This is a genomic window from Bradyrhizobium australafricanum, from assembly GCF_020329495.1.
Taxonomy (GTDB): domain Bacteria; phylum Pseudomonadota; class Alphaproteobacteria; order Rhizobiales; family Xanthobacteraceae; genus Bradyrhizobium; species Bradyrhizobium australafricanum.
Window position 1 is genome coordinate 1 of the sequence record NZ_JAGKJL010000068.1, and the last position, 13,810, is coordinate 13,810.

The 13,810-nt window shown below is 58.3% G+C and carries 12 protein-coding genes; 7 read left to right on the plus strand and 5 right to left on the minus strand.

The window, feature by feature from the left end; translation table 11 throughout:
• Positions 1-320: transposase domain-containing protein (locus tag J6525_RS38015; RefSeq protein ID WP_225648476.1), on the plus strand; the 320-nt coding region annotated here is incomplete at its 5' end.
• Positions 321-500: 180 nt separating this feature from the next.
• On the opposite strand, the gene J6525_RS38020 is transcribed toward J6525_RS38015, so the two are convergent.
• From J6525_RS38020 to J6525_RS47665, 3 genes are all read right to left on the minus strand, one after another.
• Positions 501-1,514 (minus strand): PDR/VanB family oxidoreductase, encoded by a 1,014-nt coding sequence (locus J6525_RS38020; RefSeq protein ID WP_225648477.1) that lies wholly within the window; start codon positions 1,512-1,514, stop codon positions 501-503.
• A gap of 86 nt (positions 1,515-1,600) precedes the next feature.
• Entirely contained in the window at positions 1,601-3,142 is a 1,542-nt protein-coding gene (locus J6525_RS38025; RefSeq protein ID WP_225648478.1) for a Rieske 2Fe-2S domain-containing protein, read from the minus strand.
• Between the two features lie 256 nt (positions 3,143-3,398).
• Positions 3,399-4,007, minus strand: a complete 609-nt coding sequence (locus tag J6525_RS47665) for a GntR family transcriptional regulator (protein WP_376708619.1) — start codon at positions 4,005-4,007, stop codon at positions 3,399-3,401.
• Between the two features lie 152 nt (positions 4,008-4,159).
• On the opposite strand from J6525_RS47665, the gene J6525_RS38035 reads away from it, so the two are divergent.
• From J6525_RS38035 to J6525_RS38050, 4 genes are all read left to right on the plus strand, one after another.
• The gene (locus J6525_RS38035) at positions 4,160-5,074 is read left to right on the plus strand and encodes a LysR family transcriptional regulator (protein ID WP_225648480.1); all 915 of its coding nucleotides are present in this window, start codon (positions 4,160-4,162) and stop codon (positions 5,072-5,074) included.
• Positions 5,075-5,165: 91 nt separating this feature from the next.
• Positions 5,166-6,041, plus strand: coding sequence for a class II aldolase/adducin family protein (locus J6525_RS38040; RefSeq protein ID WP_225648481.1), 876 nt, complete (start codon positions 5,166-5,168; stop codon positions 6,039-6,041).
• A 267-nt stretch (positions 6,042-6,308) separates the two neighbouring features.
• Positions 6,309-7,328, plus strand: a complete 1,020-nt coding sequence (ilvC, locus tag J6525_RS38045) for a ketol-acid reductoisomerase (RefSeq protein WP_225648482.1) — start codon at positions 6,309-6,311, stop codon at positions 7,326-7,328.
• A 201-nt stretch (positions 7,329-7,529) separates the two neighbouring features.
• Positions 7,530-8,834, plus strand: a complete 1,305-nt coding sequence (locus J6525_RS38050) for an MFS transporter (RefSeq protein WP_225648483.1) — start codon at positions 7,530-7,532, stop codon at positions 8,832-8,834.
• A gap of 320 nt (positions 8,835-9,154) precedes the next feature.
• Here J6525_RS38050 and aldA read toward each other — a convergent pair whose 3' ends face one another.
• Positions 9,155-10,591, minus strand: a complete 1,437-nt coding sequence (gene aldA, locus J6525_RS38055; RefSeq protein ID WP_225648484.1) for an aldehyde dehydrogenase — start codon at positions 10,589-10,591, stop codon at positions 9,155-9,157.
• Positions 10,592-10,863: 272 nt separating this feature from the next.
• Positions 10,864-11,730 (minus strand): cupin domain-containing protein, encoded by an 867-nt coding sequence (locus J6525_RS38060; protein ID WP_225648485.1) that lies wholly within the window; start codon positions 11,728-11,730, stop codon positions 10,864-10,866.
• A gap of 358 nt (positions 11,731-12,088) precedes the next feature.
• Here J6525_RS38060 and J6525_RS38065 point away from each other — a divergent pair, with 358 nt between their 5' ends.
• Positions 12,089-13,156, plus strand: a complete 1,068-nt coding sequence (locus J6525_RS38065; RefSeq protein WP_283848669.1) for an aminotransferase-like domain-containing protein — start codon at positions 12,089-12,091, stop codon at positions 13,154-13,156.
• Positions 13,087-13,575, plus strand: a complete 489-nt coding sequence (locus J6525_RS47085) for an aminotransferase-like domain-containing protein (protein WP_312010035.1) — start codon at positions 13,087-13,089, stop codon at positions 13,573-13,575. The genes J6525_RS38065 and J6525_RS47085 overlap by 70 nt, the downstream gene beginning before the upstream one ends.
• Positions 13,576-13,810: the final 235 nt, after the last annotated feature.

The following is a 13,810-nucleotide window of genomic DNA, read 5'->3' on the forward strand; positions in this document are numbered from 1 at the left end:
GCTGGGACGACTTCGGCCGCTTCCTCGACGATGGCAGGATCTGCTTGACCAACAATTGCGCTGAGCGCGCATTGAGAGGCATCGCCTTGGGAAGGCGCAACTGGACCTTCGCTGGTAGCCAGCGTGGCGCCGACCGTGCCGCCATCATGCTGACGATGATCACGACCTGTCGCCTCAACGACGTCGATCCCAAGGCCTGGCTCGCCGAGGTCCTCGCCCGGATCGCCGATCTTCCCGCGTCGCGCCTGCACGAACTGCTGCCCTGGGAATGGAAGCTCCTGCGCCAGGCCGATAAGCCCACCGGTCAGCAGGCCGCCTGACCTTCACCCAACCGATCATAGAGCTCACTGTGCCCGCGCGCATGCGTCAATCAGGCGGTCTTCGTCGTATGCGTACTGCGCATCTCTCCTGTCGCTGTTTTCACGCTAACTATCGTGTTTCAAATAGAGGTCTGGCCTCACCAACTCACAGAGCGAAGGCGGTAGAGCCGATCCCACGTCTCAAAGATCGAGCACAAGGGGCCCCGTCCGACAACGCGAGACACAGGCTGTGAGATAGGTCTCCTTTTCCGCATCGCTGAGGATGAAATCGCGATGATCTGGTTCTCCGGCCAGATAGCGAACCTTACACGAGCCGCAGAGCCCAGAGACGCAGGAGGTTTCCACCTCGATTCCGGCGCCTGTGAGTGCTTCGACAATGCTCTGTTCGGCGGCAACGTGCACTCTGCGTCCAGAGCTCGCTATCTCCACATCGAATTCGTCCAAGCCCGCTACGGGCGGGGTTGCGCCATTCGAGGATATCTGGAGGACGGGTGCGGCGAAGTGCTCAAAATGAACACTTCCCTTCGGCCAGTGCGCCGTCGCACTGGAACAGGCCTTCATAAAGCCGGCTGGTCCGCAATAGTAGATCTGCGCGCCTTTCTCGTGCGTCCTAAGCAGAGCCCCGATATCCAGGCCTTTGGTGTAGTCACCGCCGTCATGGTGAAGGTGGACCTTGCGCTGCAAGCCAGAGTTGGCCAGTTCGTCCTTGAACGCGGTGTATTCGGGACCTTTGGTGCAGTAGTGTAGCGCGTAGCTCGCGCCGATCGCCTCGAGGCGGTGACACATTGCTTTCAAGGGCGTGATGCCGATCCCGCCGGCCAGCAAGACATACTTGGAGGCTGCTTCGTCCAAGTGGAAGTTATTTCGTGGATAGCCGATCCGCACCACATCCTGCACATGCACGTTGTGATGCAATGCCTTGGAACCGCCGCGTCCCGCCTCGTCCTTTAACACGGCGAAGACGTATCGGTGTCGTTCGGCTGGGTCATTGCTCAGTGAATACTGCCGTACGATGCCGTTCGGCAAATGAACATCAATGTGCGAGCCCGCGGTGACTTCGGGGAGTGGGCGCCCCTTGGCATCGACTAGTTCGTAGGAATGAACACCGAGAGCTTCGAAGCGAATTTGTCGCACCAGGAGCTCAAGTGTGTCTGTGGCGAGAGTTGGCCTGCGCAACTGTGAGGGGCTATTCATGGCGCTTACTCCAGCTGGTGGCCGGGACGAACCCGACCGACCAGCGCAGTTCAAGACACAGGCACCACATGTGTGGGCGGCGCCGGTCATGTTCTTCCGAGGTTACGTTCGATTTTATCCATGCCTTCGATGACGAAGGCGCGGCGCTCCTTGTTGGGCAACTTGTCACTGTTAGCGAGCAGCGCGACGATCCCGCGCGAAATGCGCCGGCGGTTCGCGACCTCCTCGTTGATATCCTCGGCCTCCGGCACATCAAACACGTTGCCGCAGCAATAGCTGTACGGAGCGCCCCCCGCTGCGCGCAACCAATCGGCAAAGCCGTCCGCCGATGCCGCCGGGTTGGTCCCGCGCAACGCGTCGCGCAACATCTTGCGGAAGGCATAGAGGCCAGCGTCAAACTTGGTCGGGTTTTCAAGCGCGTGAACCGCGATCGGACGCTGACTGATGATCGCCTCATAGTCGCCCGGCGCGTACTGGCACTCCTTGTAGTTGTCACGTTCACGATGCCTCGACGGAATCGGCGGGAGATCTTCCAGTTTGTACTTGCCGAAGCGTTCGGGGCGCCTCATCGCGATTTGCCCCTCCAGAAAATCAATCGTCTCATAGCCGACCAGCGACTTGTCGCCGATGCCGCGGGTGTCGATACCAGGCCCCATCACGCGCCAGCCGATCATCTTGCTGTTTTCGTCGTCGACAGGAACCGTCCAGCGGATGATGTGGAAGCGGCTGAAGTGCTTGCGTGCCGAACCGTCCTCCGAGGTGTAGGCGTGGAGCGACAAGTTGGGTAGCACCTGGTGCTGGATGCGGACAAACAGGCGATCCTTGTCGACGCGGCGTGCTCCGGCGCAGGCGAGGCTACGACCATCTTGCACCGGAATAAATTGCATGTCGGGCGCGACCTCCATGGAGGCTGCACCGACCTCGTTGAACGTGGTGCCCTGATAGTGACCGTCTACCACGAAGGTACCGTTGTGCAGGGCGGTCGGGTGATAGTTATCAGCGGCGTTATCCTGCACCTGAAGCCAGTTGCAATGCTGCCAGTTGCTGTAGGGCACGAGTTCGTCCGTTTCAGCAACAGTGAAGTTGCCTTCCCATTCAGGAAACGGTGGCTCGTGCTCTGGGGGTCCCATGTAGGCAAAGACGAGCCCATGGCGCTCGAACGCCTTGTAGGCGCCCTGACGGATCGAACAGGCGAATTTCTCCGCCTCCTTCTCCTCGCCCTTCGGATAGGGAACGTGCAGACAAGTACCGTCCACATCGAACACCATGCCATGGTAACAGCAACGGATACCGCGGTCTTCGATGCGACCATATTCCAAGCTCGCACCGCGATGAACGCAATGCGCGTGGAGCACGCCTACGCGGCCACTCTTGTCGCGGAATGCGACCAGCTCTTCACCCAGGATCTTCAGAAAGCGGGGCGTGTCGGTAAGTTCGGCTGACATGCAGATGGGGTGCCAGAATCGGCGCATGAATTCACCCATCGGAGTGCCTGGGTTGGTCTCCGTGAGTTCGGGATCGTGTTGAGGCACGCGGTTCGCGTAGTAGCCGCCGTAGGACTGCATGTGCTGCTTTGACGGGGCGCCGCTCGATGCGGGCTTTGCCAGTGGCTTTGTTGCGGCGTCCATTCCCGTTCTCCTTCTCATTTGTTGCAAACGCGGCCGACCGATGAGGTCCGCTTTAATTTGGAATACCAAAATTTCAATATGAAGGGAATAGATTTCTTGAAATTCATTCAACGCAATGATTTATAATGTAAAAACTGAATAACGCTCGTTAATTTTGGAATTCCAAATGAACATCGAACAGCAGGAATTGCGCGGCCGCCTCGGACAAGACGGCGCAACCAATCTTGGGACTGATGCGAGGGATCGGCAGAATTGGCTAACGCGTTCCGCGCAGCCTGTTCTCTGTGAAAGAGCCAGCGTTGGCAGCATGAAGGAAAGCGAGCTCTTCAGCTTCCTCCGGCTGGCCACCGAGAATGGCGCCCATTATGACGCGATGCTCACCCCATGCACGTTGCCGCTCCAGGCCGGCCTCGAGCACCAACACCATCGCACGCTGGATGTGCAACCAAAGGGGATCCATCGTGGCCGCGATAGAGGAGTTGCCGCAGATGTCATAGATTTCCCGGTGAAATGCCACGTCGGCACGCACCTGTTGCGACATCGACGTACTGCTTGTGGCTATAGCGCCTGCGTCGAACACTCGTCGAAAGCGCTCGAGGTCTGCGGTCGGCAACTCGCCGACCTTCACGCGTGCCGCAGCCAACCTAGCCGCCAAACCATCCAAACGAGCCCGAATTTGATAGAGATCCCGAACTCTATCCGCACTGACGGGAGCGACCTCGACACCCATCTTGCCAGCCTCTCGCACGAGCCCGCGCTGTTTGAGGAGCTGAAGGGCGTGACTGACTGGGGCTCGGGAGACGCCCAGGCGTTCGGCGAGCGCTGCCTGCCGAATACGTTGGCCCGGCGGCAGCTTGCCGTCCACGATCTCTTCGATCAGCCGGTGGTATACCGAATCGGTCAGAAGGGGCGCGTCAGTGAGAGCATGACTCAAATGATAGAACTCCTCTTTTGCCCATACTACTGGGCGCCACCTGAACGGGGAATAGGAATCCGGTATTCCAGATCGGAGCGGCCATGAGGGACAATCGCCTATTGGAAATGCAGATCTTCCGGGCCGTCGTGGAGCACAACGGCTTTACGGCAGCCGCCTACGCGCTCGAGAGCTCGCAGCCTTTCGTCAGCCGTGCCATCGCGCAGCTCGAGAGAAGGCTAGGTGCCAAACTGATCCACAGAACTACTCGGCAGCATCGCCTCACCGCCGAAGGAGAGCGCTATCTGGCCACCTGCCGAGAGATCCTCGCAGCGCTCGATGATGCCGAAAACGCCTTTGCGGGACAGTCGACCCCGGCAGGCGACCTGAGAGTTAGCGCCCCCCTTGCCTTCGGTACTGACCAGGTCCTTCCGTTGCTGCCCGGCTTCCTAGCCACCCATGACCGAGTGAGGGTACATCTTTCCCTAAGTGATACGATTGTCAGTCTGATCGACGACAATTTCGACGTCGCCGTACGCATGGGGAGACTGCGTGACTCTCAACTGAGGGCACGCAAGCTCTGCGACCTTCGGCGAATCGTCGTCGCTGCGCCGGACTATGTTCGACGTCGCGGCGCCCCGCCGACGCCCGCTGCACTCAAAGACCATAACTGCCTGGAGTGGCATGGCGCACAAGAGCATCTGAATCGTTGGCCATTCAGTATCGAAGGCGAACGACGAGACCACATCGCGGCAGGCAATTTCCGCAGCAGCAACGGCCTCTCACTGGCCGAGATGTGTTTTCAGGGCGTGGGCGTTATGCGGATGGCCGAGCACCTTGCCCTACCGGCGATCCGCGATGGTAGGCTGCTTCGCCTCCTTCCTGAATTTGAAGAGCACGATGGCACCGCTATTCATGCAGTCTATCTTCCGGAACGACGCCTCAGTGCTCGCGTCCGTGTTTTCATAGATTACCTCGCTGACGCCTTGCGCAGCCCGCCTTGGAGCCAGGCCGATTAATTACGCCACGGCATGAGTGTTATGGCATAGCGTATCCTGAACGCACTGCGGGCGAGGGTTAGCATCTTCGGTATTGATGAAGGAGCTCCCCATGCTGGACACCAAGATCTCGGAAAAACCATCTACTGCCACCGAAGATGGCCGCAGTGAAAAGATCACTCTCTCCAAAGGCCGGATTTCGATCTACCAGCCGGAACAGGAGGGATTGATCTTTCCCGAACTTCCACAATTCAAGAATGTCGGCGAAGAGCGCGCCTACCGTAAGGCTCATCTGACCGCCGCTTGCCGGGTCTTCGCCAAGTACGGCTATGACTACGGCTTCGCAGGTCACTTAACCGTACGCGATCCGGAATATCCCAACCTCTATTGGACCAATCCGATGTGTGTCCATTTCGCGGACGTGACCGTCTCCAGTCTCATTCTGGCCGACCATTCCGGCACGGTCCAGGAAGGCAAATACGCCATCAACCGTGCTGGCTTCGTGCTCCACGCAGCGGTCCATGAACACAACCCAAAAGTCATGGCGATGTGTCATGCTCATACGCTTTATGGCGCCGCCTTCTGCTCCACCGGACGGCCGATCGATCCGATCTCGCAGGACGCCTGCGCCTTCTTCGAGGACCAGGTAGTCATCGGGAAAAATGCAGGCGCTGTCGCGGTCGAAGAGAAGTCGGGCGTTGGCATCGCCGAGGCGATAGGAAACCACCGCGCTGTGCTCCACCAAAACCATGGCCTGCTGACTTCGAGTCCGCATAGCATCGACGATGCCGCCTGGTGGTTCATCGCCCTCGAGCAATGCTGCAAGGCGCAACTCGCGGCCGAAGCAGCGGGCAGCAAGCCAACGTTTGTAACCCCCGATCGGGCGCGCTACAGCCGAGAACACGTTGGAAGCTCATTCATTGGCTGGCTCCACTTCCAGCCACTGTGCGACCACATCGCGAAACACCAACCCGATATGTTCGCATAGCCGAACTTGCAGTGGATTATTCGGGGCTCACGCGTCGCCGAGCCCCGATCGATCCAAACACCGGCAGCCTGTGCTCATCACAAGCGCCCATCGGCACACCAGATCAAGGCGCCAGCTCTGTGTCTACCGAGCGGTCGAGGACGGCCTTTCCGACAGTTCACTCGACCTACGAAATAGCTGGATGTGAGTCTGGCGCACATCCGACAGATTCAGCCTTCCCGTCAGGCCATTTCCAACAAACGAACCAATCAATAGAAGGAGCGAAACGTGCGTGTTTTCTATGATGCCGACGCTGACACCAACCTAGTGAAGGCAAAGACTATCGCGATCATCGGCTTCGGCAGTCAAGGACATGCTCATGCCCTCAACCTGAGGGACAGCGGTGTGAAGAACGTGGTGATCGGCCTTCGGCCGGGCTCGACGAGCGTCGCCAAGGCCAAAGCAGCTGGTTTTGAGGTCTCGGATGCAGCAACGGTCGCCAGATCCGCCGATATCGTCATGCTCCTGACTCCGGACGAGGTACAGGGCGACATCTATCACGAGCACCTGCACGATAACATGAAGAAGGGCACGGCGCTCGTGTTCGCGCACGGCCTCAACGTGCACTTCAACCTGCTCGATCCGCGCGCCGATCTCGACGTGCTGATGATCGCGCCGAAGGGCCCCGGTCACACCGTGCGCTCCGAATATCAGCGCGGCGGCGGCGTACCGTGCCTGATCGCGATCGCCAAGGACGCCTCCGGCAATGCCCATGATCTAGGCCTCAGCTACGCCTCCGCCATCGGTGGCGGTCGGGCCGGCATCATCGAGACCACCTTCAAGGAGGAATGCGAGACCGACCTGTTCGGCGAGCAGGTGGTGCTCTGCGGCGGCCTGGTTGAGCTCATCAAGGGCGGCTACGAGACCCTGGTCGAGGCCGGCTACGCTCCCGAGATGGCCTATTTCGAGTGCCTGCACGAGGTGAAACTGATGGTCGACCTGATCTATGAAGGCGGCATCGCCAACATGAACTACTCGATCTCCAACACCGCCGAGTATGGCGAGTATGTCACCGGCCCCCGCATCGTCACCGACGAGACCAAGAAGGAGATGCGCAAGGTACTGGCCGACATCCAATCCGGCAAGTTCGCCCGCGACTGGATGCTGGAGAACAAGGTCAACCAGACCTCGTTCAAGGCCACCCGCGCCAAGCTCGCCGCGCACCCGATCGAGCAGATCGGCGAAAGGCTCCGCGACATGATGCCCTGGATCAAGAAGGGCGCGCTGGTCGACAAGACCAAAAATTAATCAGAGCCATGCGGCTCGGTGCCGCTCACGACATACGACGGGCTGGCGAGGCCGCAAACCGGCTCAGGCTTCCGCGCAGGGAATATCCGGCGCGGGATTGGCGCTCATGAGGCTCGGGCGAGACCGCGTGGGCATCGGGCAGCCGCGAGTAGTGCAGCACAAACAAAGAGAAACTGTAGCGATTTGCAAAAGGAGGAAGCAATGACGGATATAACAGCGCAAGATGCGAGCGCGACGACAGTTGACGATCGCGCGATCTACACGAAAGTCATGTGGCGATTGATACCATTTCTGCTCACTTGTTACGTCGTCGCCTATCTCGACCGAGTGAACGTTGGTTTCGCCAAGCTCCAGATGTTGAGCGAGCTGGGATTCAGTGAACTGGTTTACGGCCTGGGCGCTGGGATCTTTTTCATTGGCTACGTGATCTTCGAGATTCCTGGCAACTTCATTCTGATCAGAGTCGGCCCTCGCCTCTGGATCAGCCGCATCATGATCACTTGGGGCGTGATCTCTGCTTTGACGATGCTCGTCAAGACGCCAATGAGCTTCTACGTTTTCCGATTTTTACTGGGAGCGGCAGAGGCGGGCTTCATCCCGGCAATTCTCTACTACCTTACGATTTGGTTCCCATCGTCTCAGCGCGGCAAGACGTCGTCCCTGTTTTTGGCGGGTATTCCGCTTTCGGGCATTATCGGAGGGCCTTTATCGGGATGGATTATGAGCGAGTTGCACGGCTCCACGGGACTGGCGGGTTGGCAATGGATGTTCCTCCTCGAAAGTATTCCGGCCATCATACTCGGAATCGTGTGCTATCTTTACCTTGATGATCACATCGACTCCGCGGACTGGCTCACCGGCGTCGAGAAGGAGAAGATCAAGGCGGACATTTCCCGCGAGACGCGGGAAAAGAAACTACACTCCTTCCATGATGGCCTGCTTAACGGCCGTGTCTGGCTCCTGAGTTTCACCTATTTCTTCTTCACACTGGGACTTTATGGGCTGAGCTTCTGGCTACCGAGCATCATCAAGGAGAGTGGCGTAAAGGATCCGCTCTCGGTTGGAATGTTAACAGCCATCCCTTATTTTGGCGCCTTGGTTGTAATGTTTCTTGTTGCTCGTAGCTCTGACCGGCATCAAGAACGCCGTTGGCACTTGGCTCTTCCAGCGCTGGTTGGTGCCGCCGGCCTCATGCTAAGCGTGAGCTACGCCCACAATCCTGTATTGGCATTGGTTGCACTCACGATCGCTGCCATGGGCGCTCTCACCTGCATACCGCAATTTTACACTTTACCCCCAGCCATCCTTAGCGGTGGTGCCGCGGCGATGGGACTCGCCGTTGCGAACTCTGTGGGGAGTATTGCGGGCTTCGTCAGCCCGTATCTTCTGGGCTGGTTCAAAGAACTCACGGGGAGCACAGATGTTGGGATCATGCTACTTGCCGGAGGCTTGGTGCTCGGAGCGCTTCTCGTATTTGCAAACCCGCCGCGACTTGTGAACCGCTGATGCGCGACAACCCCAGACCGCAGGAATAGACGAAGATCAGAAAGTAAATGAGGCGCGGTGCGCTAGAAGCATCAAGGTACTGATTGACGAACTATCGGTCGCGGCGTTTTTCGAATCCCAAGAATCCGGTGAACGCCGCAACCCTAGCGAAAGGTGATTTACTGGACCGACCTGCGAGATCAAATGTCAAGCAATCTGATCCGGGGCTTACGTTTGTGGGCCTCCTGAATGCCAAATTGCAGGTTGGTAACGATCTCCCCGGATCTGGCGCCATGACGTCCGCGGGGGCGTCATCGCTTTCCCCTCATTGGTTACGACCATCAGCCCTGCATATAAACGATGTGCGTCTCCATGTACGCATAAAGTCCGTGCTTTCCGTCTGCACCTCCAATGCCAGACTTACGTCTGCCAGCATGGAAGCCTTGCATTGCTTCAAAATGCTCACGATTCACATAGGTCTCGCCGAACTTCAATTCTCTGCTCGCTTGAAGCGCGGAATTTATGTTCCTGGTAAATATCGAGGACGTCAGGCCGTACTCTGAGTCGTTTGCCAGAGCGATCCCCTCATCGAGCCCATCGATGACTTGAATCGGGAGCACTGGTCCGAAGATCTCCTGCTTCATGATGCCCATGTCACTCTTGCAGTTCACCAATACCGTGGGCTCGTAGTGAAAACCTTTGTCCTGATCGGAAACCTTCCCGCCGGTCAGTACCTGCGCTCCCGCAGATTTGGCGCTCTCCACAAGCGTTGAGACCTTCTTCAGAACAGCTTGATTGGTAAGCGGCCCCATGGACACACCTTCGTCAGCCAGGGGATCGCCGTAGGTCGTGGCCTTCATAAGTGACGTCACTTTCTCCGCAAATTGATCTACCACGCTGCGCTCCACGTAGATGCGCTCGGCGCAATTACACAATTGCCCCGTGTTAAGCACGCGCGAATCATAGACCGCCTTCGCGGCCAACTCGATGTCTGCGTCACGCAGCACGATGGCAGGAGCCTTGCCGCCCAACTCCAGATTGACGCGGGTCAGATTGCGGGCCGCAGCCTCCATGATCCGAACCCCGGTGGGGACACTGCCGGTAAAGCTCACCAACCCCACATCGCGATGTGACGCCAGTGCATTGCCCGTGCTGGCCCCGCGGCCACTGATGATATTGAAGACACCCTTCGGGAGCTCCGTCTCCGCAACGAGTTCAGCGAACTCGTACGCATTGATCGGGGTTTCTTCGCTGGATTTGATGACGATGGTATTTCCCGTCACTAACGCGGGCGCCATCTTTCGCGCGATCAGAAAGAAGGGGAAATTCCACGGCAGGATCCCGGCGGTCACGCCGATTGGCTTTCTGAAGAGAAACACCGACTCGTTGGGCCGATCGCTCGAAACGATCTCGCCTTCGATCCGGCGCGCCCATTCAGCCATGTAGTCGATGTAGTCCGCAGTAAACGCCACCTCGAGCTTCGCGAGGCCAAGAACCTTCCCCTGCTCCCTTGTAATCGTCAGCGCCAGGCGGTCCACGTTCGCGCGAATCTTGGCGGAGAGCTGACGGAGGTAGTTTGCCCGCGCGATCGCTGGAAGCTTTTCCCACGCCGGCTGCGCGCGCTTGGCAGCCGCGACCGCTTCATCCACCTCGCTTACCGGCGTATCGGTCACGACGCCAACGAGCTGGCCATTTGCTGGATTGATCACATCGACGGTGTCGCCTCGAGATGCTTTGACAAAGCGCCCATCAATGTAGTTCTCATATTTTTTTGCCATTCGATTCTCCTCCCAGGTTGATTGCGGCGACATCGGACCTGTTGCTAACGGCCGCGCGAGCAGCGCGCGTGCCCCGAGCTAGCGTCCAATAGCTTTCCGAAGGCCTATATTTTTGGTCCATGAGCAGCGCTTCAATCTGCTCGCTCAAGCGGGCATCCGCGCACTTCACCCAAGCAAATCGAGTGAAGTTGGCTCCATTTCGAGGGGCAGACAGGCGGCGCGCAAAATCCGCAATCCGCCTGCCTGGCCTATGCTGTGATTACCGAGGTCTGTCAGCTCTTCGGAAGTTCTGCATCGGTGATGACCCAGAACTTCTTGAGGAAGGGCGTCTTGATCGACCAATGCAGATCCAGATTCTTCGGCTGGCCGACGATATCACCCGCCTTGATATGGTACTGTTTCCCGGTTTGCGTCACCGTGAGGACAGCTTCGCCTTCCAGCAGGAAGAAGGTCTCATCCCCCATGGGTGACGAGTACCTCATCTCGGACGACCCATCGGCTTTACGGGTGGGTGAGGTCATTCCGGTGCGCCACAAACCACACATCAGGGTCCCGGTTGAGCCGACTTTGCGGATGACCTGTACTTCGCCGACTTTTGAGGGACCGTGAACGGGCTCGTTCCACTCGAAAGGAACCCATTTGTCGGCGTCACCGGTGATGTTACCCGTGTAAATCGCGTCCGCCGGGGTCGCGACGTTCGGGCTATCCCAAATGACCCACATCTTCTTCAGAAACGGAGCCGGAATTTCCCAGGTCACATCAAGATTCTTTGGATGGCTGATGATGTCTCCGGCCTTGATGTGATGCTTCTTTCCGGTCTTGGTGACCGTGATGTGGGCCTCCCCCTCCAGTATCAAGATCGTCTCATCCCCCACCGGAGCGGAATAGACGACGTTGCATGAACCGTCGGGACGACAACCTGACGAGACCGGGCTGGTTCGCCATAGACCGGAAAGCAGAGAGCCACTTGAGCCCTCAGGCCGGATCACGATGAGGTCACCCTTGACCTGCTTCCCATGAAGGGGATCATCCCACTCAAACGCAGTCCACTTATCCTTCGCTGGATTATCATTTCGATTCCCGACGAAGAGCTCCAGAGATTTTGCGGCGGATACTTTCTGCACAACGTTCATCGTCATTTCCTCCTCTTAATTATGGCCGACCTGAATTCGAATTCTGCATTCAGAGTTCAAATCGCAGCTTATGGAGGCACGAAATGGAGTTTGAGAAATGGGCCAGTTGAGAATTTTTTGAGTAGTCCAGTCTCCTACTTCCTCTGGGCTCCTCAGCTAAATATGTCTGATCATACGGACCTTCCTGAATTATTGCGGCGCGATCAGACATCTGATCTGCGCCGGAGATTCGACACGCGCCCCTCGACCCGGATCAAATCGTGGGTGAGGTCAGATTGACTATGGGGGCGGGATGGGAAACGATGTGGTACACCGATAACGCTCCCAGCTGAGCTTTCCATGGGTCCAGACCGAGAGGCCCTCAATGCAACTCCTGATCAGCATTGACCGTGCGGCTGGACGACCTTTGCAGATCCAGATCTATGAATCGATCCGGTCTCAGATCCTGAGCGGTACGCTCAGAGCCGGAAAACAGTTGCCGTCCTCGCGAACTCTCTCGGAGCAACTGGGCATCGCTCGCAACACGGTGGTGCTGGCTTACGAGCGTCTTGCATCCGAAGACTATATCAACTCGCGTACCAAGGCCGGTATCTTCGTCAACGACAGGCTTCCGGACGCGGCCGTGTTGATTCGGAGCGGCTACGCGACCGATACATCGAAGACGCAACGCATTCGTCTCGGAAAGAATCCAACTTTTTCAGGACGAGCACCTGAGCTTTGGACGGAACAGCGCGCGCGGCCACGGTTCGACTTCTTTGTCGGACGTCCCCATGCGGATAGCTTTCCAACGAGCTTCTGGCGTAGCGCCACCGCGCGCCATCTGGCCTTTGCGCACGGCGTGCAAACCCAATATGGGGATCCGCGCGGGCTTGCGGTACTGCGCGAGGCGATCGCCGACCATTTGAAAGCGACGCGCGGCATCGACGCAGAAGCCGATCAGGTCCTGATCACTTCAGGCATTCAGGGGGCACTTAATCTGCTGGCTCGTGTGTTCTTCGACGGGACCGGGGACACCAGCGTCGCGATCGAGAATCCTTGCTATCAGGGCGCAGCCTTTTTGTTCAGCAGTTATGGTGCCCGCATCCACCCGGTTGGGGTGGATGATTATGGGATGATCGTCTCGCAGCTCGAAGGGTTTCGCGGCAGCCTGGTCTATGTGACACCGTCGCATCAGTTTCCAACCGGCTGCACGATGAGCCTCGACCGCAGGCTGCATCTGCTGAGCTGGGCGTATCAAACCGGAAGCTATGTCATCGAAGACGATTACGACAGCGACTTCCGCTACGACGGACCGCCGCTGACCGCACTTGCCGGGCTGATCGCCGGGGACACGTCATCTACCTGGGCACGTTTTCGAAATCGATCGGCGCCGGAATCCGGCTTGGCTACGCGGTGCTTCCGCGCCATCTGCTTGAGCAGGCACGGATTGTGAAGTCCTTGCTGGACAATGGTGCGCCCTGGCTCGAACAGGTGGTTGTCGCGGATTTTCTGAAGGAAGGAGCGTTCATCCGGCACCTTCGACGTATCCGGCGATCGTACATGGCCGCGCGAGATGCCCTGATCGAGGCGATCGACCATCATTTCCCAGGCGGCGTGCTTTCAGGCCGCGAATGCGGGATGCACATGATGTGGACGGTACCGCCTAACCTGCCAGCGGCGGACGACATACAGCGTCTCGCACTCAGCCGAGGCGTGGGGCTCTATCCACTTTCCAAGGCGGCCGCCCACGAGTACGGCAAGGCGCAGTTGCGCGACCGGTCGCTTGTTCTTGGCTATACTGCCTTGTCGGAGGATGAGATCGGGGACGCGATTGCGCGTGTCGCTGCGGCAATCAAGGACCACGCGGGCTAAATAACAAGACAGGTACTGCTTCGTCAGCCAAAAGGGTGCCCGACCCTGCGGGTCGGGCAGTCTGGGAGTTCGAGAGCGCGGCTCTCGGTATGTCCTCGTCTGGACGGTGGCGAGGAATGCCATGCGCACCGGCAATACCGGAAGGGCCACGTGGGCAAAAACAAATGAGGCCAGTCAGCGGGCCGACGCACGCGCTGAACCGACGTCGTCCCTGCCTGGACCAATTCTAAATCGT

Coding starts and splice junctions, on each gene's coding strand:
- aldA (WP_225648484.1), bottom strand. CDS start 10,591: ATGGCAAAAAAATATGAGAACTACATTGATGGGCGCTTTGTCAAAGCA.
- J6525_RS38050 (WP_225648483.1), top strand. CDS start 7,530: ATGACGGATATAACAGCGCAAGATGCGAGCGCGACGACAGTTGACGAT.
- J6525_RS38020 (WP_225648477.1), bottom strand. CDS start 1,514: ATGAATAGCCCCTCACAGTTGCGCAGGCCAACTCTCGCCACAGACACA.
- J6525_RS38025 (WP_225648478.1), bottom strand. CDS start 3,142: ATGGACGCCGCAACAAAGCCACTGGCAAAGCCCGCATCGAGCGGCGCC.
- J6525_RS38060 (WP_225648485.1), bottom strand. CDS start 11,730: ATGACGATGAACGTTGTGCAGAAAGTATCCGCCGCAAAATCTCTGGAG.
- J6525_RS38035 (WP_225648480.1), top strand. CDS start 4,160: ATGAGGGACAATCGCCTATTGGAAATGCAGATCTTCCGGGCCGTCGTG.
- J6525_RS38040 (WP_225648481.1), top strand. CDS start 5,166: ATGCTGGACACCAAGATCTCGGAAAAACCATCTACTGCCACCGAAGAT.
- J6525_RS38065 (WP_283848669.1), top strand. CDS start 12,089: ATGCAACTCCTGATCAGCATTGACCGTGCGGCTGGACGACCTTTGCAG.